Raw genomic sequence first — 22,093 nt, forward strand, 5'->3', positions numbered from 1 at the left:
ACATACGGGATCAGGCGATTCCGGCCGCCGGTCGCGCCTGATACGATCGCTTCGCTTCCGGTTCGCCGCGGCCGAGCGCACCGCGCAACGCCGCCGATGAAGCCGATACACGCGCATCCGCACAACGGATTCCGCCTGCGCCATACCCTGGCCCAGCCGGTCGCTCCCGCGGCCGCTTAATCAGGATTACTTCACATATGCCGCCGATCGCGGCAACGTGCCGCGCCGGAGCAACAGACACGACACATTCAACCCGCGAACCTATCCCGCTCCATCAAGAGGTCAGTCGCCATGCCAGAACGCATCTCGTTTGGACAACTCCCCGCCCGGCTGCTCGACGTCGTGCTCAACGTCGAGGAATACGCGAACCACACCGGACACGATTTCAGGCTCGTCGAGCTGGTGCGTGCACGCGTGTCGCAACTGAACGGCTGCGCGTATTGTCTCGACCGTCACATCAAGGAAGGCATCCACGCAGGCGAAGATCCGCTGCGCTACAACCTGCTGCCCGTATGGCACGAGACCCCCGGCCTCTACAGCCCGAAGGAACAGGCGGCGCTGCGCTGGGCCGAAGCGCTCACGCTGATCAGCGAGCACGCGATCGACGACGCGTTCGTCGCCGCGACACGCGAGCACTTCGATCGCGACGAACTGGCGACGCTCACGCTGATCGTCGCGCAGATCAACACGTGGAACCGGCTCGCCAAGCCCTTCGCGTGGCAGGCCGGCGTGTTCCAGGCCGGTTGACGCCGGTTGACGCCGGTCGAGGCCGGGCCGGGTGCGCCGGGTGGCACCGGCGCGCGTATCAGGGTGAACCCTGTAGCGCATGGGATCGTTCCCGCGCAGAATTGCGTGCCGTAAACGATATCGATTCGGACGCAGGATCCCGTCATGCCGCGCAGTGCGCTCTTGAACCCGACGGCCGCCCGCGCAGCCCGCCTGCCGGACGCCGCCCCCGCCCACGCGCTGCGCGAGCAGCGCTTCACGCCGGCCAAGCTGGCCGTGCTGCTCGACGTGGCGGCACAGGCCGGCCTCGACCCGGCCACGGTGCTCGACGGCACCGGCCTCACGCCGGCCGACGTCGCCGATCCGTTCACGCTCACGTCGCCGCTGCAGTTCCTGACGGCCGCGCGCCGTGCGATCGGCCGGTACGACGGCACCGATCTCGGCGTGCGCGTCGGCCGCCGGCTGCACGCGTCGAGCTACGGGATGTACGGCTACGCGATGCTGTGCTCGGAATCGCTCGCGCACGCGTTCGATTCGGCCGTCAAGTACCACCGGCTCGCGAACGGCATGCTCGCGATCCGCTGGGTCGAACAGGGCGACACCGCTTCGTGGCTGTTTCCGGACCGGCACGAGGTCGGGCTGCCCGATCTCGACGAGCCGCTGTACCGTTTCCTGATCGACATGCAGTTCGCGTTGCACGTGACGATCATCAAGGACGTGATGGGTGCGTGGTGCGTGCCGGCGCGTGCGCAGTTCGCGCAGCCGGAGCCGCCGCACGCGGCATCGCTGGCCGATGCGCTCGAATGCCCGATCGCGTTCGACCAGCCGCATCATGTGCTCAGCTATCCGGCCGCGTGGCTCACGCGCGCGCCGCAGCTCGCCAATCCGATCACCGTCGCACAGGTGTCGTCGCACTGCGCGAGCCTGCTCGAGGAATTGCGCAGCCAGGCCGGCGTCACGCGGCGCGTGTACCAGGAACTCACGCGCACGCCCGGGCAGTTTCCCGACATCGACGCGATCGCGGACATCCTGTGCATGACCTCGCGCACGCTGCGCCGCAAGCTCGAAGCCGAAGGCACGTCGTACAGCGAACTGCTGACGAGCGTGCGCAAGGCGCTCGCGCTCGACTACCTCAGCACGACCACGCTCAGCACCGAGGACATCGCGCTGACGCTCGGCTTCAGCGATGCGGTCGGCTTCCGCCACGCGTTCAAGCGCTGGACCGGCACGACGCCGAGCGACGTGCGGCGCAAGCGCGGCGGGTAAGCGCGGCGGATGCCGCCGCCGACGACGGCGGCGGTCAGCGTGCGTCACCGCCCGGCAGCGACGCAACCGCCAGCGCAAACTCGAACACCGCGCCGCGCCCGGCCCGGTCGACGAGCCTGATCCCGCTGCCGTTGAGCGCAAGCATCCGGTGCACGATCAGCAGGCCGAGCCCGCCGCTTGTCACCGTGCCGCCGCTCATCGGCCGCTGCGGCCGCTGGAACAGCCCTTCGCGCCGCGCAGCCGGGATCCCTTCGCCGGTATCCGCGACGGTCACGACCACGCGGTCGCCCTGCGGCTCCAGCGCGACCTCGATTTCGCCGTGTGGCGGCGTGTGCCGCAGCGCGTTGTCGAGCAGGTTGGTCAGCACGCGCTCGATCATCCCGAGATCGGCCGACACGACCGGCACGCGCGGCGGAATTCGCGCATGCAGCGCGACGCCGCGCGCCTGCGCGGTCAGCTCGAACTTCTGGAACACGTCCTGCACGAGATCGACGAGCGAGAACGGCTCGCGCTCGGCCTGCACGCCGCCCGATTCAAGCCGTGCGAGCTCGAACAGCGCCTGCGCGAGCCGGCCGACCTTCGCGCTCTGCGCGAGCGCGATCGACAGGTAGCGCCGCCGCTCGGGTTCGGCGAGCGTGTCGGCCTTCAACGACAGCGTCTCCAGGTAGCCGTGCAGCGATGTGAGCGGCGTGCGCAGGTCGTGCGAGATGTTCGTGATCAGTTCGCGCCGCTGCTGGTCCTGATGTGTCAGCGCGCGCCACTGGTCGCCGATCCGGTCGGCCATCTGCGCGAACGCGGATTCGAGCACCACGATGTCGTCGCCGCGGCGGGCCGGCGAGCGCGGCACCGGCGGCTGCGTGTCGGGCGCGCCGTTCGCGTCGAAGCCACGCATCGCGTCCGTCAGCCGGCGCAGCGGGCGCGTGATGAAGCTGAACGCAACAAGGCCTGCGAGCAGGCCGAGCAGCGCGACGAGCGCCATCGACCACAGCGTGGTGCGCAGCACGTTGCCGGCGTCGACGCGTGCGGCCAGGCGGTCGTGCGCTTCGCCGAGCAGCACCACGTAGATGTAGCCCGACGGCGGCTGCCCCGCGCGCTGCAGCGGCGCGGCGCTGAACACCTTGCGCGCGTCCGGGCTGCGCGGATCGTCGCCGAGAATCGGCAGCGGCTGGCCCGCGATGAAGCGCTGCACGGGCGCGAGATCGATACGGTCGCGCTTCACGTGGCCGGGCGGCGCATCGTCGCCCTGGATACGCCCCGCGTTGTCGAGCAGGTACACCTCGACGCTCGGGTTCACGCCCATCAGCTGGCTGAACAGCGTACGCACGGCATCGGGGCGCAGCCCGTTCGCGTCCATCAGCGGCGCGCTGTTGGCGATGTTCGCGGCCAGGTCACGCGACAACGCCTGCACGACTTCCTTCTCGCGCATGTCGTTCGCGCGGATCTGCAGCCACGCGGACGCGCCCGAGCACGCGAGCAGCAGGACCGAAAACACGAGCGACAGCCGCTGGGTGAGCGTGAGCTTCATCATGCGTCCCGCTGGCCCGGCGCGGCGAGCTTGTAGCCGCGGCCCCACACGGTGAGGATTCGCACCGGATCGGCCGGATCGGCCTCGATCTTCGCGCGCAGCCGGTTGATGTGGGTATTGACCGTGTGTTCGTAGCCTTCGTGCTGGTAGCCCCACACCGCATTGAGCAGGTCCATCCGCGAGAACACCTTGCCCGGATGCCGCGCGAAGAAATACAGCAGGTCGAATTCGCGCGGCGTGAGGTCGATGCGCGCACCGTCGACGCTCGCCTCCCGTGCGATCGGGTCGATTGCGAGCCCCGCGACGTCGAGCGTGCCGGCGTCGATCCGCGAATCGCGCGCGAGCGCGTCGACCCGCCGCAACAGCGCCTTCACGCGCGCGACGAGTTCGAGCACCGAGAACGGCTTCGCCAGGTAGTCGTCGGCGCCGAGCTCGAGGCCGAGGATCCGGTGCACCTCGCTCGACCGCGCGCTCGTGATGATGATCGGCGTGTAGCGCGTCATCGCGCGGGCGCGCCGGCAGATTTCGAGGCCGTCGACGCCCGGCAGCATCAGGTCGAGGATCAGCGCGTCCCAGCCGCCCTGTTCGAGCAGGCGCAGCCCTTCGGCGCCGTCCGCGCTGTGCACGACTTCATAGCGCTCGTCACGCAGGTGCAGGCTCAGCACGTCGGCGATGTCGGCGTCGTCCTCGACGATCAGGATGCGTTTCGGTTGGTCCATGGCGGTGGGGGGCGGCACGTCGAAGCCGGGTTCGATAACGGTTGTCGGCGGGCGATCGATGGCCCGGGTCGAATCGCGGCGGAAAGCTGCGCTGCCGTCATTGTGCAAAATTTTGCGGCGGGAAGTGATCACATTTCGTTTATCTTTGGATCACGCTCGCATTGCAAGCCAGTACCCGCAACGATTACCGTTCTGGCCCCTGAAATTTCCCCGGTATCCTGAAGCGCCCGCCAAACAGCGGACGTCGCCACGCGACGATCGTGGAATCGCCCCCGTCCTACGTGCGTGCCGCACCTCGCGCGGGCAGATCGACGGCCGATTGCATGAACCGTTGATCGACCGTCGCGGAGATCCGCCGGGCCGTTTCATGCAACGCCGCGCCGATCTGCGTGACCGACAGCGCGCCCGCTTCGCCCGACTGCGCAAGGTACGGGCAAGCGAGGATCGCGATGGCCGAACCCGACTTGTCCACGATCGGCGTCGCGATATCGGTGATGCCGGGAATTCGCTCATTGGGGCGGCAGAGATAGCCGTCGACCAGATGCGCGGGCAACGCTTCGTCGCCGAGCGCCGGATTCCGCGACTCGATATCGTGCCCATCGGCCCGCGACAGCCGGGTCCGCACGTCTTCGTCCTGAAAGGACCGGTACACCTCGCCAGCAGCGCTGCCGTGCATCGAAACGCGCGTCCCGACGCGGACCGCGATGTTCCATTCCGTTTCGCTGCCGGCCGTTGCGATGACGATCATCGTGTCGCCGTCGAATACCGTCAGATAGCACGACTGGACCATCTGCAATGCGAACTGCTGCAACAGCGGGGTGACGAGCGCGCCCAGCGATCGTGTCGGCGCGTGATGCTGCCCGAGAAAGTAGAGCTTCATGGTCAGCGCGTACCGGTCGTACCGATCCACCCGGTAGATGTAACCACGATCCTCGAGCACCTGCATCATCCGGTACAGCTCGCTTCGGCTGCGCTTCAACGCGCGGCAGATGTCCGCCTGCGCCATGCCGTACTCGCGATCGATGAGCACCTCGAGGATATCAAGGCCCTTCTCGAGCGCCGGGGCGCGATATCTTGCCTTTTTCTCAGGTCCCGTATCGACGAGATCCGCCGCGTCAATTTCTGGATTCTGCATGAGCTGAAATTCCGGTCGTCAAGCAATGCCAGGATCACCGGTTCCGTGGCCCGGCGGGACGGCAAGAAAACGCGTCTGCCGCGTCATGAACCGACGAGCATCTGGCGAGACAATGTGCGTCGACATGCGCCAACCGTTCCGACGAGCACATGCCGAATTCGCGAGAACAGCTCAACAAGCCTGTTTTTCCGGCCACCATGGCTGCGGTGTGTCCCGAATCAGATAGTCATCCAGGTTCTTGCCGACAAGCCACCTGGGGCGTGCACCTTTTCCCGACCACGATCGACCGGTGTCCGGGTCGTAGTACTTTGCCGAAGCCTTTTGTCGATTGGCCTTGATGAAACCCGCCGCCCGCAACAACTCGATTTCCGTGATGTCGAACAGCTTGACGTGCTCGGCAATCTCCTCGAGCTTGACTTTCTTCTCCTTCTGCCTGGCTTCTTCGACAATCAGATTCAAGTGACCGAGCTGCTTTTGAAGCTCGCGAATCGTAGGACTCTTCATTCGATCCATTCCGAGATTAAGTCAATTGGCGGCCTTTCGGCTGCGCGTGAGCGATGCGGTATTTCCGTGACTGCATGACCCATCTCGCGGCACCCGATCCCGAGAACGGGGCGCAACGTCCCGACCCATACGCGTCATACGGGACAAGCCACCAACGTGAGTCTCGAACTCGCGCTGCCCACCATCGAACCACGATCTCGAGCAGCGCTGGCGATTCACGATGGCGCTGAATTTACGGCATCAATTTACGCGGCACATACCGTTCAACGCATGATTCGTGCCATCTCCAAGCATTCGGTTGCAGCGCCGCATAAAAACGTCGGCAAACCAATGACTTTTATCTGTCGCTCAAAATATCTGAATAAAACCGGCTCCTGCGGTAAAACGTTTGCGTTCTGCCCGCAGCGACGTGCCGTTACGTAACGGCACGTCGTAACGCACACGTGACGAACGGGACATCGGCACGCCATCCTTCGCGAACGTTCGATCGAGTAAATGCTTAGTCATGCGAATCAGATGTTGCCGTCTTGCGTGCAATCGCGCATCATCCCACCCTGACGCGGGCCGAACACAGCACGGCGAATTCGCTTCGGGCCACCCACCTCATCCATTGCCCAGACGCCCCACCACATGTCCTCACCGATCCTTCCCGCCATCGTCGCCCTCCTGGCCGCTACAACGGTCGCACCGGCCAACGGCGCAGAATCCGCTCCACTCAATCTTTGCGAGTTCGTGCCGGTATTCAACGAGAATTTCAGCGCGTTCCACGTGTCGCCCCATATCCTGGGCGACGCACAATGGATCGCGCACACACCGTGGAATGGCGACTTCGGTGATGCCGCGTTCTCCGATCCGGGGCCTCAAGGGCCGTTCAGCGTGGTCAACGGCGAATTGCACATCACGGCGAGCCGCACGCCGCAGGGGCGCTGGCATTCCGGCCTGATCGCCGCGGCAGACGCGTCCGGCAACGGCCGCGGCGTGCGCTACGGATACTTCGAAGCACGCATGAAGATGCCGCCCGGCCCCGGCACGTGGCCGGCATTCTGGTTGATGAGCCTCAAACCCGTCGCCGACCCCGCGCCGCGTGTCGAAATCGATGTCGTCGAATACTACGGGCACGCAACCGATCGGTATTCCTCGTCGCTTCATGTGTGGTACCGCGGCGCGAACCAGAATCAGTCGCGCCATGTCACGCATCGCAGTCCCGTTCCGGCCGACTCGCTTGTCAACGGGTACCACGACTACGGGGTCCGCGTGCTGCCAGACAAGATCACGTACTACCTCGATCGCCGCCCCGTCTGGGAGCAGGCGACGCCAGCCGAACTCGATACACCGCTCTATCCGCTCGTCAATCTTGCGCTGGGCTCGGGTTATCCGATCGACCAAACGCCCGACCCGTCGACGCTCACCGTCAAATGGGTGCGGCTCTATACGCTCGACGAAGCGGGCAAATCAAGCCGCTGTGCGCGGCCGAAGGAACACTGATCGCGCCCCGGCTCGGGGCCGCCACCCGCGCCGCCCCGGCTGGCCGTGAACTAGGCCGATTGCGGCTCCAGCGCCGTGCACGCGGCGAAGACTTCGAGCAGACGTTCGACCCACGCATCGGGTGACAGCCCCATGTGGCGGGTCGCCGAGTGGGCGGCGATGCTCATCCGTCGCGTCGCATCGTCATCGTGCGCAATGCGGGCAATCGCACCGGCGAATGCCGCCTCGTCGGCGGGATCGCACGCGTCGCCGGCGCCGCACGCAACGATGTCGCCTGCCAGCAACGCAGACTGCGCGACAACGACCGGCAATCCGCTCCACATCGCTTCCGCGGCCACGAGGCCGTACGGCTCCGGATAGCGCGAGGGCATCAGCAGCGCGCGTGCGGATTGCACACGTTGCGCCACTTCGCTCGGTGCGAGATGGCCGCAAAACGTTACTTCCGGATACGCGGCGCGCAACGCGGGCATCATCGGCCCGTCTCCGATGATGACGAGCCGCGCGCCTGCGCGCCGCGCCGCGCGCGCGGCAAGGTCCGGCCCCTTCTCCGATGCCAGCCGGCCGACGAACACGAACGTGTCGTTGTGTTCTGCGGCGATGCGCTCGGTGCTCCACGGCGTCACCGGGTTGGGTACGGTTTGCAAGCAACCGACGGGAATGCCGCCGCGCTCGAGCGGTTCGCGCATCGAGTGGTGAATCATCAGGACGCGAGGCCCGGCGGAATCGAAGTGAAGCGTGTGCGATTGAACGGCCTGCCTGACCGTACGCCACACCTTGTGCGCGTAGTGTCGCTTGTCGCAATCGCGCGTCACGCAGGCCGCGCCGAGCGGAACGCGCGTACAGACGGTGCCGGCACGGTAGTCGGCAAATGCGCCGTTCGGGCACACGAGGAAAAAGTCGTGCGCCGTAATCACGGTCCGCTCGCGTACGCGACGCAGCGCCGCGAACAAGGACGGCGACAGGATCTGGCTCCAGCCGTGCACGTGATAAACCGTACCCGGCGTGTCGTGACGCGTGATCCACGCATTGAGCGTTCTAACCGTGTCCGGGTTGTACACGCCACGCCCCAACGCGGCCGCCCCCGCCTGCAGCAACCCGATGCCTCTCAGGCAGACGACCTCGATACCGAGCGCGTCGAACTCCGGATTGGCGCCGTCGTCGCCGGTGACGTACGTCACCTCGACGCCGCGTTTTCGCATCAGGCGCAGTTCGAGCAACGCCAGCGCCGTCGCACCCCCATTGGCGACCGACACGTCGTTGACGATCACCAGCCGTTGCGGAGGAGTTGTATTCATACGAGCGACGCTCCCGCCACCGGCGCGCGGCCGGCAGGTTGCCGCGCTCCCGCCACCGCGCCCCTCAGCGCAGCGGCGAGTTCGGCCACGTGTGCGCACGCGTCGTCGAGCACGGCGCGATGCACATGCGCATCGATGCCCTCACCGAGCTGCCGGGCAGCGAGCCCGACGACGGCGTCGATCGAATCGACACCGACCGTACAAAGGCAGTGCCCGCGCCCGACACCCGACAGAAACGATTCGAGCTTGACGTCCCACGCGAACCCGATCTGCGGGACCGCATACGAGAATGCGGCGATGTTCGCGTGAAGCCGGTGCGCCATCAACAAGTCGAACGATGAAATCAGTCGCGCGAGGTCGGCCGGCGTCGCCGCACGAGGCGCGAAAGTGATCCGGCCGGGCCCGGCAGCCTCCGCGAGGATCGGGCGCAGTTCGTCGATGTAAGCCTCGTCTTCGGGACTGCCATTGGCGAACACGACGAAACGCCAGCCATATGCGCTACCGGCACGCACGAGCGCGCGATACCATTCGGCTTGCGCCGCTGCCGATACGCGAATACTGCCGCCGTGGTACTTGAGCGCGATCGGATGGGTAATCCCCAGCCCTATCGTGGTGACGGCGTTATCCGGCGTGCGGGATCGCGCGACATGCCGCGACACCAGGTGACCGGGATCGTGCACGACCTGCGCCGCGCGAATCCCGGCACCGCACAAGCGCGCCCGCCAGATCTCGGCCGAGCGTCGCTCGCGCACCGACGCATGAAACAGCGAAACCCCGCCGAGCGCGCGCCGGAACAGCAGCTCGCCACGCGACGTCCAGTCACCGGATACGCCGACACCGAAGACGGCGGCCGGCAAACCGAGATCACGGACTTCCGCCATCGCGGCATCGAGCTTCATCGGGAAGTTCAGATCCGCATCGCTCAACAGATTGCCACCGCCGACAACAACGGCGTCGACGCCGCGCAACACCGAACGCCAGCGCGGACGCAGTTCCGTGTGCAACTTGTACCCGAGCACCGAGTGCACGATCGCATGACGCACGACACGCGGGCTGTGGTGCATCAGCGTCAACACCGATTTTCGGGAGGTTGCGCCGCATGCGTAGTCGGTTCGACCCGCGAGATCGATCACGCGAATCTCGATGCCCGGCAACGCCGCCGCGAGTTCCGCCTCGAGACATTCGGACAGCATGCCGTCGCCGAGATTCGGGCTGTACTTCACGTTGACGAGCGCGACGCGCGGCGCATGCGGCATTTCGTCGGCGCCAGGCGCCCCGTGGCGAACGCGGTTCTGCATGGTGGGATGATCGGGAGGCATTGTTGTGTCGCAGGACTTTTTCCAGACTCGCTGGACGTTACCGCGTGAAAATGAGCGGCACGATGGCGGAAAGGCATGCGAGCGGCAGCTTCGCCCTGCACATTCACGGATGCGAAACCGACGTTTGCGTCGGATATCTGCCGTCGCGCTCAGGTGACGATACGCTTTCACTATACCTTCCAATTCCATTATGCTTCGCATACCGTAACAAATATTAAAGGTTTGCCAAGCCGAAGCAGCGATACCTGCGCCAACGAGTCCGTGCTTGCGCCCGATGCCGTTCCGCCGCTCATAGCAGTTCCGCACGTTCCGGCGTCCGGCGTCCGCGCAACACGTCGACGAATGCGATCAGGTTTCCGGCCAGCCGGCCGCGTCGATCGATATAGGCTTCCGGTGCGATCGATTTCGCCATGTTGGCGGCGAAGTTGCGCACGATCTGGCGGCACGCATCGTGACGTGACAACGTCCCCTTGGCCATCATGTAGACCGGGTTCATGACTTGCGAGTAACCGAGCCGGCGTCCGGACACGCGGCCGCGCTTCACGCCGAGATGCACACCCACCGCACTGCCGAGTTTCACGAGCCGGCCGTGGCGCTGGGCGACCCGTGCACCGAAGTCGAGATCCTCCAGCCAGCCGTACAACACGAGCCGCTCGTCGAAACGCAACGCGGCAACCGCCGACGCGCGGAACGCCATGTTGCAGCCGTAAGGACTGTAGCCGTCCTGGGTCCATCGCTGCGTGTCGTCCCGGACGGCAGCCAGTGCCCGCTTCGCGTCGTCAATCGTGAGCCCGGGGCCGAGAATGCCGTCCGCAACGACGTGCCCCGTCACGCATGCGAGCATCGGGTCGCGCTCGAATGCGTCGGCAACCACGCACAGCCAGTCCGTTTGCGGGACGAAATCGTCGTCGAAGAACGCGACATAGTCCGTATCCGCCGGCACCCTGTCGAGGATCGCATTGCGTTGACGCGTCAAGCCAGGCTTGACGAACACGATGGACAGATCATCGGCTTCGGCAAGCGCGCCAACATCGTCCGGCCCCGTGCACGCGACGATGATCGACGTCGGCCTGAGCGTTTGCGTACGCAGGCAGGCAACGATGTTCGCCAGCTCGGCGGGCCGGCCGCGCGTCGCAATGCCGGCACAAACGCGCGGAGCGCCCGATGTCGCACGGTCATGCACGTTCACGGGTCCGCTCTCGCGAACTTCCCATTCATGAGTCATCACATACCCTCGTTACTGGCGAATTCGGTTGTCGTTGACACTCGTGGCCGGAACGCCATCGATACCGAAGATTTCCGTCATCAGCTTCGCGCGCCACAGACCGGCTGCCAGCGCCCCCAGCATCGTCAACTCTCCGACGAGGCGTGCACCTGCCATCCCGAGCGCCCCCCATTGGCTCGCCAGCGGAATCGCACATGCCAGACTCACGACCGCGCCCAGCACGCCTGCTTGCGCAAGCAGACGTTCGAGCTTGCGCGGAATCAGGAAATAGGCGCCGAGGACCTGCGTGCATACGCTGACGGGAAGCACGAACACCATGAGATTCAACACCGGCACACAGCGCTCGAAGCCGGCACCGAGCGCGAGCGGAATGAGCCGCTCCGACAGCAGGACAGTCGCGACTGCCGCAAGCGCCGCCCCGGAAAAGAACCACACGAACACCCGCCGCATCAGACGATTCGCGCGCGACGGATCGCTGCCGACCAGGCTGGTCAGCTTTGGCACGAGGATCTGCGCGGCCGGCGACATCACGCTCAATCCCGCCGCGACGAGCCGCTCGGCAACACCGAACGCGCTGACCTCGGAGGCATGCGCCATGGTCGACAACAGGTACGTCGACGCGCCCGCCAGCAAGACCGATGTGCCGCCATAGACGAAAATGACCGTCGACCGGCGGATCAGGTCCACTGCGCGCTTCAGGCTCGCCACGGCGCCTGCGAACTCTCGGCGGATCAGCCAGTACGCGAGCCCGAGCTGGACGACGCTCGACGTCAGCAGCAACGGAAATACACGCTCGACATCGGACGGGTGATGCACGAAGCCGACGATCAGCGACAACGAAATCGCGAAGCCGACGACTTCGATCCGGACGCTCGCGATCGCGCGGCCGGTGCTGACGAGATACCACCCGACGTTGAATGCCGAGACCAGGCCCATGGCGATGACGACCGGCCCGCTCGACCAGTGCTGGCGAAACGCCAGCGACGCGCCGATCGCGATCGTGCCGGCGACGATGGCCGGCACGCACAGCAGTTGTCGGGCGATCACGTGGGTGCGCAGAATCTCGGCCCGCTCGGTGCTGCCTGCGGCATGCACGGTATCGCGCGCGCCGACGGTCGGAAAGCCGTAGCTCACGAACAGCCACAGCGAATTCGACAGCGAGGCGCCCGCCAGCACCAGGCCATAACCGCTCGGGCCGAGCGCGCGCCCGTAATACGGGAGCATGAACAACGGGTACAGATAGCGGAACATGTAGGCCACATACACCGCCAGCAATTCCGTGCGAGACGAGGTGGTGTTCATGTCGCCCTCGGCTCCCGGTTCGATGCACGCCTGACGTTCAGTGCCCCGAACGCCGCCGCCGCAAACAGATAGACGCACGGCCCGAGGTCGAACACCGTGCCGGACAGCGTCGCGCCGATCAGCGCCGCGGCCATCGCTTGAACGGCTGCGAAACTGACGATCCGGTCCGATGCCCACGTAGCAGGCCGCACGCGTACGCGCACGGTGCGGTAAAGGAACAGTCCGAACAGCATCGCGCCCAGCAGCCCGAGATTGCCGAGCGTCACCGCGACGAAGCTCGATGCCCTCGCGCTGCCCAGGCCGGCACCCAATCCGAACGTATCGACGAAGTTGATCAGCGACTGCATGTTCCACGCGCTGCGCTCGACGCCCGAATCGCTGCTCATCTTGCTCGTCAACGTCCGGTTGATTACCTCGGACACGGCCGTCACGATCGGCGAATCGATTGCGACCAGTACGCACGCGATCAGCGCGACCGCCACGCACGCCACCGCCAGCATCCGGAACTTCCTTGCCTGGCTGTGACGGGCGATCGCGCCGGAGCGACTGGCCATGAAGACGGCGAGATAGATCGACAGCCCCACGTACCCGGTACTCGACGTCGACAGCAGCACGAAACCGGCCGTCAACAGCGCAAGCAATCCCGACAGGCTCCGCCGATAGCCGAGCAGCCAAAGATTCGCGGTGAACGCAAAGAGCGGCAGCGAGAAGCCGGCAAATGCCGATGCCTCGGAGAAAGTCCCGCTGATTCGCCGCATGCCTCCGACCTCCGCGCCGTCCAGGATCGAGTACTGCGCGGTCTTCAGCGGATCCAGCAGACTGACGCCCGCAGCGCTGCCGAACAGATCGGCCGCCGCGGCGATCGCGTTCAACGCGGTCAGGAACAGGAACGCGTCCGCCACGGCCCGGCTGGCGTCGCGTCGCCGCATCACCATCGAGGCGGCCAAATAGAGCAGGCATTCACCGATCAGGTATGCGGACTGGCTCAGGTTTCCGGACACGGGGCCGAGCGGCTGCAGCATGAGTTGCGTCGTGCCGATGTTGGAACGATCGATGGAATAAACCGACGTGGTGTCGGCCAGCATGCGCGGAAACACGACAGCCGTCATGCACGCGTAGCCGGTCAACACCAGCAGCCAGAACCCGGGCGAGCCGACTCGAAGGCTGCTGCGGATCGCGCGCGAATCTTCGAGGAACAGCGCGCGTGCGACGAACAGCGGCATCATCAGGCTGGCCGGCAACACGCCCAGCCCGCCGAATGCAACCGCCTCGGTCGCCCCGAACAGCGTGCTGGCCACCATCACGTAGACCGCCCACCGATAAGGCAGCACGAACGTCAGGATGCCGAGCGCAATGACGATCACGCCGAACAGGCTCAGCTCCACGATGGTTCGCCCCTCGCCGAGCCGCCGGCCGTGTCGCGCGCCCCGGCGGCAGATGCGCGGTTGCGCAGCGCGCTGGCCATCACCTCCAGCAGGCCGTCGCGAAATCGCTCGACCGTGAATCGCTGCGCGTTGGCGCGGCACACCCGTGGATCGAACCCGCCTGCCGCCTCGAAGCGCATCACCGCGTTGACGATGTCCGCGCTTGCCTGCCGTTCGAAGAACAACCCCGTGCGTGTGCTCGCATCCCCGGATGCGATCACCGTCTCGAGCGCGCCGCCGCGCCCGTAAGCGATGACCGGCGTTCCGCACGCCTGGGCCTCGACCGGCGTGATGCCGAAATCCTCTTCGGCGGCGAATACGAACGCCTTCGCCCGCTGCATGTAGTCGACGAGTACCGCATCCGGCTGATAGCCCAGCAGCGTGACGTTCGGCGTGGCGGCGGCCTTGACGCGCTCGAAATCCGGCCCGTCGCCGATCACGACGAGGCGCCGTTCCGGCATGCGGGCGAACGCCTCGACGATGAGCGGCATGCATTTGTACGGCACCATGCGCGACGCCGTCAGATAGAAGTCTTCCTTCTGCGTGACCAGCGAAAATCGCCCGATATCGACAGGCGGATAGACGACCGCCGCATCGTAGCCGTACACCTTGCGGATGCGTCTCGCGATGAAGCCGGAGTTCGCCACGAACGCATCGACGCCGTGCGCGGTACGCTGATCCCAGATGCGAATGTAGTGGAGCATCGCGCGCGCGATCCAGCCTTTCAACCCCGTCGACAGGCCCGACTCGTTCAGGTAACGATGTTGCAGATCCCACGCATAGCGTATCGGAGAGTGCACGTAGCTCATGTGCAGCTGATCCGGCCCGGTAATGACTCCCTTCGCGACGGCATGGCTCGATGAAATCACCAGGTCGTAGCCGGACAGGTCGAGCTGCTCGATCGCGAACGGCATCAACGGCAAGTACGCACGATAGGCCGAGCGTGCGCGCGGCAGCCGCTGGATGAACGACGTGGTGGCGACCTTGCCGAGCAGCTTCTCGCGCTCGCTGTCCGGCAGGAAATCGACCACCGTGAACAGGTCCGCCTGCGGCCAGATGTTGAGGATCTCGGCGAGGACTTTCTCGGCGCCCGCATAGGTCGTCAGCCAGTCGTGCACGACGGCGACGCGACTGAAATGCCGCCCCGTCTCGTTATCGGTGTGCCGCGCGTCAGCCTGCGAACGCGTCATGGCGTCACACATTGAAGTTGTATCGTTCATGCAGATCCTCGCCCGATGGTTGTCCGTGGCCGCCCGTCATGTCGGCCGGTCGCCTGTTCCATGCCGACATCCGTCATGCCTTGCCGTAGTACGCGTGACTGTCGCGATTGTGGCGATAGCGCCCGTAGCCGTACGCGTAGCGTCCCGGCCGTACGCTGAGCCCGTTGAAGATCAATCCGTGCGGGGACACGCCCACGTGACGCAGCCGCCGGATCGATTCCTTGATCTCGCCGTGTTTCGTCACCCCCTGACGCACCACCAGGAACGTCACGCCAGCGTGGCCGGCCAGTTGCGCGGCGTCCGGAACCGCAAGAATCGGCGGGCCGTCGCACACGATCACGTCGTAGGTCGCCCCCAGTTCGGACAGAATCGTGCGCAGATCCGAATCGAACAGCGCGTCGCTCGCATTGATCTGCACGCTGCCCGTCGCGATGAAATCGACGCCTTTCAGGATCTCGCGGTGCAATACGTCTTCGACGCGATGCGTGCCCTGCAACAGCTCGACGAGCCCGGCTCCCGGACCGACGGGAACCGTCCGCTGGAGTCCGCTTCGACGCAGGTCGGCATCGACCAGCAGCACGCGCTTTCCGGCCGAGCCCAGCACGGCAGCGAAATTCAGCGAGATGAAGGATTTCCCGACGGAAGGCGTCGGGCCGGTGATGAACACCATCCGGTTCGGCACGTCGGTCATCGCGAATTCGAGTGCGGTCCGGAAGCTGCGCAGGCTCTCGAGTGCCGGGTCCATCATCGCGTTGTGGGCGAGAATCAGCTCCCGTGACGGCGTATTCGCGACGCGACGCAAACGCGTCAGCGACGCTTCCTGGCGGCTATACGGCACCGTCGCATACACGGGTACGCCGCAGACGTGCTCCACCTCGATCGGGTCGTCGATCGAGTCGAACATGCGGCGGCGGCTGAACGCAACCGTCGCGCCGATCAGCAACCCGAAGACTGCCGACCCGACGATCACGAGCAGGCGCTTCGGCCTGACCGGCTCCTCGGGAACCGCCGCCGTGTCGACCAGCCGCACGTTGCCGACCTTCCCTGCCTTGACGAGACGCAGTTGCTCCTGCGTGTTGAGCAGGTTCGTATACAGCTCGGTTCCGACCTGTACGTCACGTTGCAATCGCAACACGTCCTGCTCGACGGGCGGCAACGCACGCGTACGTTGCTCGATACCCCCAATTTCCGCCTGGGCCGTATCGAGCTGCGCATCGAGCGCACGGATGGCCGGATGTTCCGGCGTGAAGCGCGCCATCAGTTCGTCGCGTTTCTGCTTCAGCGTGGTCAGGCGTGACTGCGCATCGACCGAGCGCTGCAGCAGCGCAGTCGCTTCCTCATCGAGATTCAACGTTCCGTGCTTGGCGCGATACGCGTTGAAGCGATTTTCGGAGAGCTCGAGCTGGCTCCTCAACTCCGGCAACTGTGCATTGAGGAAGCTGATCGATCGCTCGGCTTCCTCGGATTTGCGCCGCTCGTTCTGGTGAACATATTCGCTGCCCAGCGTGTTGAGGATCATCGCCGTCTTCACCGGGTCGGACCCATCCAGCGTGACGCCGATCACGTCCGATTGCTTGCCTTTCTCCGCAATGTTCAGGCTCTGCCGGAGATCCTCGATCGTCGACAATGTCGAATACCGGCGCAGCACGAACGTGGCGCCCGGCTTGCCGCGGACCGACGTGACCAGCAGCGAGAGCGGGCCGTCCGGCGTGACCACCTTCAGCGGTACGCCGATCGTGCCGCCCGCGTCGACATCCGGGCCCGACAGACGGTACGTGTTGCCCGGCTGCAGCGCCATGACGAACGTTTCGCCATAGCGCTTGTCGGGCACGTCGAACTGGGCAACCGAGATGCGCTCGGTACCGGTCACATAGCCGAACGGCAGCGGATCCGACACACGTGTCGCGTGCCGGGACAGCAATGACCCGATCAGCGGCAAGTAGCGCGGATGCGCGTCGATGGCCAGCGACAAGGTGTCGACCACCTTGCTCGCCACCAGACGCGACCTCAGCACCTCGATTTCCGACGATGCCTGGGTCTTGACGTCGAACATCGACGAAATGTCGCCGAGCATGCTCTTTGCCGAATTCGTGTTTTCTTCGACCTGCACCAGGATATCGGCCCGATAGACCGGCACCCCGAGAAACGCATAGGTCGTGCCGATCAACAGCATCAATCCCGTGACGAACGCGATCAGCCGCCGGTTGTCGTAAAGCGCGTCGAGATAACTCGCGACCGTCCCGGGCGGCCCGTCTTCCGGTTCCGCGTAATGCACCGGCGCATCAAGATGGTTCATGGGTCGTTTCCTGCAATGTTTGGGTGTGACGGGTGACACCGGCCAGCAGGCCGGACCAGTGCCTGACGCCCGTCGTCAATCGATCGACCGTCGCCGCATATGCCGCACTGTCGAGCCGATAGGGATCCGCCACGTCCCCGTCCGGCAGCAGACGGCAGACGCGTTCGGAGACGGACGGGTAGCGGTGTACGATGACCTGGCGCTGACGCTCGCTCATCGTCAGCACAAGAGCGGACGACTCGATCATCCAGCGTGCCAGCAGTTGCGAGCGATGCTGGCCGAGGTCGAGGCCGATGCGCTGCATGACGGCGATCGCCGCCGGATCGGCGCCCATTCCGGGCATCGCGTCGACGCCGGCCGACATCACATGCACACCCTCCAGCACGCGTCGAAACAGCGCCTCCGCCATCGGGCTTCGGCACACGTTCGCAGTGCAAACCAGGAGCAGACGGTCCATGTCAGAACGCGATATTGCGGCCGGTCGCGAGCGTCTGCGCGCTAGGCAGGAACATTCCCACCACGCGGCTCCAGCGCACCAGCGACGACGCATCGACGAAGACCACGTCGTCCGGCATCAGGTCGAAATCGTTCGCGAGCGCCATCGCTGCCGGCGATGTCGCATTCAGGTGAAAGACCGTCGGCGCCCCGCCGCGCCGGCTACGCACGACATAGACCTGGCTCGCATCGCCCGAATACGGACTGACGCCGCCCGCATAGCCGAGCGCATCATTCAGCGTCAGGCGGCCGTTGTTGAACGTCGCCGTCATCGTGTGCCCGACCTCGCCGAGCACGAACACCTTGCTGTCGCTCACGGGATAGACGCGGACGAGATCGCCGCTTTGCAGCAGGATCCGGTCGGGGTTGAGTCCCTGCTCGATCATGCGCGGCAGGTTCACGGTCACGGTCGCCTCTCCGCGCGTGACCGCGACGCGCGCGCGATCGCCGTTCGACGTGAAGCCCCCTGCGCGATTGATCGCTTCGGGCAACGTCATCGGCAGGTCGTTCATCACCTGAAGGCCGGGAATGCGAACTTCACCGTCGAGATAGATGCGTCGGCTGCGATACGCCTGAATCCGCAAGGTCACCTGCGGATCCCGGATATAACGCGCCAGGTGACGCGCAAGCATGTCGCGCGCCTGCAACTCCGTGAGCCCGCCGACCTTGACGGGGCCGACATACGCGAATTGCACCACCCCGTTCGTGTCGACCGTATAGCCGGAAACGATCGCGTTCGAGCCGGTCGTATCGATGCCGTTCGATGTCGCGACGACGGGCATGTTCAGTTCCGGGTGATCCCATACGACGATGCTGAGGACATCGCCGGGCCCGAGCGTGTACGGTCGCGCCTGCTGGAACAGCGAAAGCACATCCTTCGGGATCGACGGCCCGGCCTGCGCTCGCGTCTGGTCGATCAGCGCGGCATCGATCTCGACGAGCGCGCCGGCGGGCGGTGCATCTTCGGTTGCGGTGCCGCCCGTCGTAGCCGCAAGTGACGCCGCATGCATCGCACGGCCACAGGCCCCCGACGGATCCGCGGAGACATCGGCCGGACACCCGCCGCGAAAAGTCATGCCAGGCGCAAACGCGCAGCCACCGAGCCACGTCAGCGCGAGTGCGACCGACAAGATTCCGCCGCATCGTGCAACCCGGCTGCGTACGTTTCGCGCTTCCTTCGATACGACGGACAGTGCTATCGTTCGAAAACCGATCAGAGGGTCAATCATCCTTTTTGGCCTATATGTTGGATGGCGGGTCGAATCGATCCTCCACCGTCTTCTGTCAATCACGCGCATCGCAAAGCAACCGCACGCCCTGGCATATCCGCACTCACCCCGAAACGATCCCGCTTCTTGCCATTTCATGAAAATCCCGCACCTGCTTGCTGTTGCAACGAGCATTTCGCTCAGCGTCACCGCCCTTGCACAGTTCCCTGCATCCACCTCTGCCGCCAAACGCGCGCCCCACGCCACCCGCATCACGCAGACCGAGGCGATGCTTCCGGTTCCGGCCAGCGCGGCAAGCGACGCCGCATCGTCAGCCAGACCCGCCGCACCGAAGCTGTCGGGTACGACGGGCAAGCATCACGCGCCGCTGACACGTCGCCAGCACCTTGCCCGTTACCGCGACCGGAGCAGCGGCGCAGCAAGCAGCACGGCTGGCGACCCGTACCAGTACGACGGCTGGTCGGCATCTTCGGCTTACGCGAATCCCGCCCCCACTTCGCCGTGACGCCACCGCGTCGCGGGCCGGCCTCGCGACATCGATCCCGCACGACATGCCACCGTCAGTACGCCCCCTCCCGTCGCATCACGACCTTGACGGTTCGCAGCAAGATGCCGAAGTCGAGCAGGGGCGACCATTGCTTCACGTACGACACGTCGAGCGATACGCGCTGCGCATAGTCGACATTGCTGCGTCCGCTCACTTGCCATAGCCCGGTAATGCCAGGCGTGCTCATGAGGTAGTAGTGCGCGTCGCTGCCATAGCGCGCGAGTTCCTGGTCGACGATGGGGCGCGGGCCCACGAGACTCATTTCACCGCGCAGCACATTCCACAACTGGGGCAATTCGTCGAGGCTGGTCCGTCGCAGGAAATGCCCGACCGGCGTGATGCGCACGTCGTTCTTCAGCTTGAAATCCCTCATCCATTCCGCGCGCGCTTCCGGATCGCGGGCGAGCGTGTCGCGCAACACTTCTTCGGAATTGACGACCATCGTGCGGAATTTCAGGCACCGGAAACGCGTTCCGTCACGGCCGACACGTACGTGCCCGAAGATTGCCGGACCGCCATCACGCTTCACCACGATAATTAGTATTACGAATAATGGAGCCAGAATAAAAAGAAGCGGAATCGAAAGCGCGAGGTCGAAAACGCGCTTGAACACGAGCCGCATCATTCGAGAAGCCACCACCGGCCCTTGTGCCGCCACACTGCGCGCGCGCCGGCCGAAACGCACGACCAGCTTCAGTACCGCGAGCGCGAGCGTGCGGGCCAGCAGCATCCCGAGCCCGCTGGTAATCGTCCAGTAGACGAACCATAGTCCGCGCACCAGATGCAATCGGTGCAGTACGAAGAGCAATGCATATCCGCCGGCCTGCACGATAAGCCAGGCGACAATCGCTCGACTCATCAGGTTGACCGCCGAGCGTTCGCGAGTGCCGCGATACAGCCCGCATGCCGGAAACACGGACAACGCGAGCGCAACCGCGAAAGCCACGAGCAGGCCATCGAATCCGGCGTGCGACAGGCCGTCCGCCGGAAACCCGAAATGCAATGCGCCAAAGGCGCCGACCACGATCAACGCACCGTCGATCACGCGCAAGAAGAACCCGTCCATCATTTACCCCGACATGTACGAAATATCGATTAATTATTTATTTCGCAATACTAATTTTATGACCTGACTGGATTATTCGAATCGAGAAATGGCTACGCTTGCGCCCGCATGCCGGCAGATCGGCTCTGCTGGAACCTGCTGGTACGTTCCGTTGCGGCAAGGATGACGTCGCCCCCGGACAGGCCTGAATCGATTGGCCTGCCGGAGCGATCAATGGTGCGAATGTCCGGATTCGACCGCTTCGCCCCCGCGTCGCGTCCGGATTTCGGAATGTGGTTTCGATTCATGTTTGGTCTATCGTCTTGGTATTCGTTACTGCGGCACGCATCGTTTAATGCACAATCCGTGCCACTGTTCCGAATTTTCTTGCTGCAGTGCAGAAAAATTCCAATAAAACAATGACCTATGATTTTTGTTCAAAACGTCTGATTAATTAGAATTCCAATTGGAAAACGTTTGCGACTCGATCATCGTGTCGCCCGTTACGTAACGGCACGCCGTAACGCGCACACGATGGAAATAACACGGGCAATTCGATTCGACGTGTAGCGCGTAGATGAATGAAGGGAATATCTGAGTGTCACCGGAATTCTTCTAATTATTTTTATGCATCGAATCTGGATTGCCGGTTCACTGGTGAACAAAAGGAAACGACTGTGCATTTCCGGTTTCAGCCTGAAATCGAATCGCCGTTATATGACGACCGTCGTGGAGACTTGTGCTGCGCGCATCCGCATCCCGCGTCAGCGTCGGTGGGATGAAATCGATCGTCACGTCCACATGACAGTCCGCGTCACGTCGACCTGCGCTTGCGCCCCGGCTCATCCTCGAGCAGCACGGCCCCCTGCCCGCGCTCGCTCAATGCATCGCCCGGGTTCCTCAACGGGCAATCCTTCATCGACAGGCATCCGCAGCCGATGCACCCGTCCATCTGGTCGCGCAACTGGGTAAGCTTCCGGATCCGTTCGTTCAACAGGTCGCGCCATCCTGTCGACAGCCGCCGCCAGTCCGCCGCGCTCGGCGCCTTGCCGGACGGCAGCTCGTCCAGCGCGGCCTTGATCCGGTCGAGCGGAATGCCCGCGCGCTGCGCAACCTTGATGACCGCGACCCGTCGCAGCACGTCGCGCGCATAACGACGCTGGTTGCCGTCGCTACGCCAGCCGTGAATCAATCCCTTGGCTTCGTAGAAGTGGATCGACGACACGGCAATACCGCTGCGCCGCGCGACCTCACCGACGGACAACGGCACCTGCATATCGATTTTCATGATCCCCGCCTGTTGACCTCAACAATGGTTGAGGTTTTATAACGGATA

The 22,093-nt window shown here is 64.7% G+C and carries 19 protein-coding genes; 4 read left to right on the top strand and 15 right to left on the bottom strand.

Annotated elements, in window-relative coordinates:
• The first annotated feature begins 291 nt into the window (after window positions 1-291).
• Window positions 292-747 (top strand): carboxymuconolactone decarboxylase family protein, encoded by a 456-nt coding sequence (locus OHZ10_RS35625; protein WP_342706493.1) that lies wholly within the window; start codon window positions 292-294, stop codon window positions 745-747.
• Between the two features lie 144 nt (window positions 748-891).
• Window positions 892-1,992, top strand: coding sequence for an AraC family transcriptional regulator (locus OHZ10_RS35630; RefSeq protein WP_059242242.1), 1,101 nt, complete (start codon window positions 892-894; stop codon window positions 1,990-1,992).
• Between the two features lie 34 nt (window positions 1,993-2,026).
• On the opposite strand, the gene OHZ10_RS35635 is transcribed toward OHZ10_RS35630, so the two are convergent.
• The 4 genes from OHZ10_RS35635 to OHZ10_RS35650 all read right to left on the bottom strand — a co-directional run bounded on the left by OHZ10_RS35635 (window position 2,027) and on the right by OHZ10_RS35650 (window position 5,875).
• The gene (locus OHZ10_RS35635; RefSeq protein WP_059242521.1) at window positions 2,027-3,517 is read right to left on the bottom strand and encodes a HAMP domain-containing sensor histidine kinase; all 1,491 of its coding nucleotides are present in this window, start codon (window positions 3,515-3,517) and stop codon (window positions 2,027-2,029) included.
• Window positions 3,517-4,236, bottom strand: a complete 720-nt coding sequence (locus OHZ10_RS35640; RefSeq protein WP_342706494.1) for a response regulator transcription factor — start codon at window positions 4,234-4,236, stop codon at window positions 3,517-3,519. The genes OHZ10_RS35635 and OHZ10_RS35640 overlap by 1 nt, the downstream gene beginning before the upstream one ends.
• Before the next feature lie 277 nt (window positions 4,237-4,513).
• A complete protein-coding gene (locus tag OHZ10_RS35645) occupies window positions 4,514-5,371 on the bottom strand; it encodes an IclR family transcriptional regulator (RefSeq protein WP_342706495.1) in 858 nt (285 codons plus the stop codon).
• A gap of 171 nt (window positions 5,372-5,542) precedes the next feature.
• Window positions 5,543-5,875, bottom strand: coding sequence for an H-NS family nucleoid-associated regulatory protein (locus OHZ10_RS35650; protein ID WP_059242246.1), 333 nt, complete (start codon window positions 5,873-5,875; stop codon window positions 5,543-5,545).
• A gap of 156 nt (window positions 5,876-6,031) precedes the next feature.
• Between OHZ10_RS35650 and OHZ10_RS35655 the strand changes: the two genes are divergently transcribed.
• On the top strand, window positions 6,032-6,298 hold the full coding sequence (locus tag OHZ10_RS35655) for a hypothetical protein (RefSeq protein ID WP_342706496.1): 267 nt from the start codon (window positions 6,032-6,034) through the stop codon (window positions 6,296-6,298).
• A 207-nt stretch (window positions 6,299-6,505) separates the two neighbouring features.
• Entirely contained in the window at window positions 6,506-7,360 is an 855-nt protein-coding gene (locus OHZ10_RS35660; protein ID WP_342706497.1) for a glycoside hydrolase family 16 protein, read from the top strand.
• Window positions 7,361-7,410: 50 nt separating this feature from the next.
• Here the strand turns inward: OHZ10_RS35660 and OHZ10_RS35665 are convergent, their stop codons facing one another.
• The 11 genes from OHZ10_RS35665 to soxR form a co-directional block, all read right to left on the bottom strand.
• A complete protein-coding gene (locus OHZ10_RS35665) occupies window positions 7,411-8,655 on the bottom strand; it encodes a glycosyltransferase family 4 protein (protein WP_342706498.1) in 1,245 nt (414 codons plus the stop codon).
• Window positions 8,652-10,163, bottom strand: a complete 1,512-nt coding sequence (locus tag OHZ10_RS35670) for a polysaccharide pyruvyl transferase family protein (RefSeq protein ID WP_342706500.1) — start codon at window positions 10,161-10,163, stop codon at window positions 8,652-8,654. The genes OHZ10_RS35665 and OHZ10_RS35670 overlap by 4 nt, the downstream gene beginning before the upstream one ends.
• A 100-nt stretch (window positions 10,164-10,263) precedes the next feature.
• Window positions 10,264-11,199 carry a glycosyltransferase family 2 protein gene (locus OHZ10_RS35675; RefSeq protein ID WP_059242253.1) on the bottom strand — a complete coding sequence of 312 codons (936 nt, stop codon included), beginning with the start codon at window positions 11,197-11,199 and terminating at the stop codon, window positions 10,264-10,266.
• 12 nt (window positions 11,200-11,211) lie between these two features.
• Complete coding sequence (locus OHZ10_RS35680) at window positions 11,212-12,501, bottom strand: oligosaccharide flippase family protein (RefSeq protein ID WP_342706501.1); 1,290 nt, start codon at window positions 12,499-12,501, stop codon at window positions 11,212-11,214.
• Window positions 12,498-13,886 (bottom strand): hypothetical protein, encoded by a 1,389-nt coding sequence (locus OHZ10_RS35685; protein WP_342706502.1) that lies wholly within the window; start codon window positions 13,884-13,886, stop codon window positions 12,498-12,500. Before OHZ10_RS35685 ends, OHZ10_RS35680 begins: the two co-directional genes overlap by 4 nt.
• The gene (locus OHZ10_RS35690) at window positions 13,877-15,115 is read right to left on the bottom strand and encodes a glycosyltransferase family 4 protein (protein WP_342706503.1); all 1,239 of its coding nucleotides are present in this window, start codon (window positions 15,113-15,115) and stop codon (window positions 13,877-13,879) included. The genes OHZ10_RS35685 and OHZ10_RS35690 overlap by 10 nt, the downstream gene beginning before the upstream one ends.
• Before the next feature lie 103 nt (window positions 15,116-15,218).
• A complete protein-coding gene (locus OHZ10_RS35695) occupies window positions 15,219-17,441 on the bottom strand; it encodes a GNVR domain-containing protein (RefSeq protein WP_059242263.1) in 2,223 nt (740 codons plus the stop codon).
• Entirely contained in the window at window positions 17,428-17,898 is a 471-nt protein-coding gene (locus OHZ10_RS35700; RefSeq protein ID WP_059242265.1) for a protein-tyrosine-phosphatase, read from the bottom strand. Before OHZ10_RS35700 ends, OHZ10_RS35695 begins: the two co-directional genes overlap by 14 nt.
• A 1-nt stretch (window position 17,899) precedes the next feature.
• Window positions 17,900-19,519 carry a polysaccharide biosynthesis/export family protein gene (locus OHZ10_RS35705; RefSeq protein ID WP_425394801.1) on the bottom strand — a complete coding sequence of 540 codons (1,620 nt, stop codon included), beginning with the start codon at window positions 19,517-19,519 and terminating at the stop codon, window positions 17,900-17,902.
• Window positions 19,520-19,725: 206 nt separating this feature from the next.
• Window positions 19,726-20,778, bottom strand: a complete 1,053-nt coding sequence (locus OHZ10_RS35710) for a sugar transferase (protein ID WP_059242267.1) — start codon at window positions 20,776-20,778, stop codon at window positions 19,726-19,728.
• 793 nt (window positions 20,779-21,571) lie between these two features.
• Window positions 21,572-22,045, bottom strand: coding sequence for a redox-sensitive transcriptional activator SoxR (soxR, locus tag OHZ10_RS35715; RefSeq protein ID WP_059242269.1), 474 nt, complete (start codon window positions 22,043-22,045; stop codon window positions 21,572-21,574).
• Between the last annotated feature and the right edge of the window lie 48 nt (window positions 22,046-22,093).

It is taken from the genome of Burkholderia arboris, assembly GCF_038723655.1.
GTDB lineage: Bacteria > Pseudomonadota > Gammaproteobacteria > Burkholderiales > Burkholderiaceae > Burkholderia > Burkholderia arboris.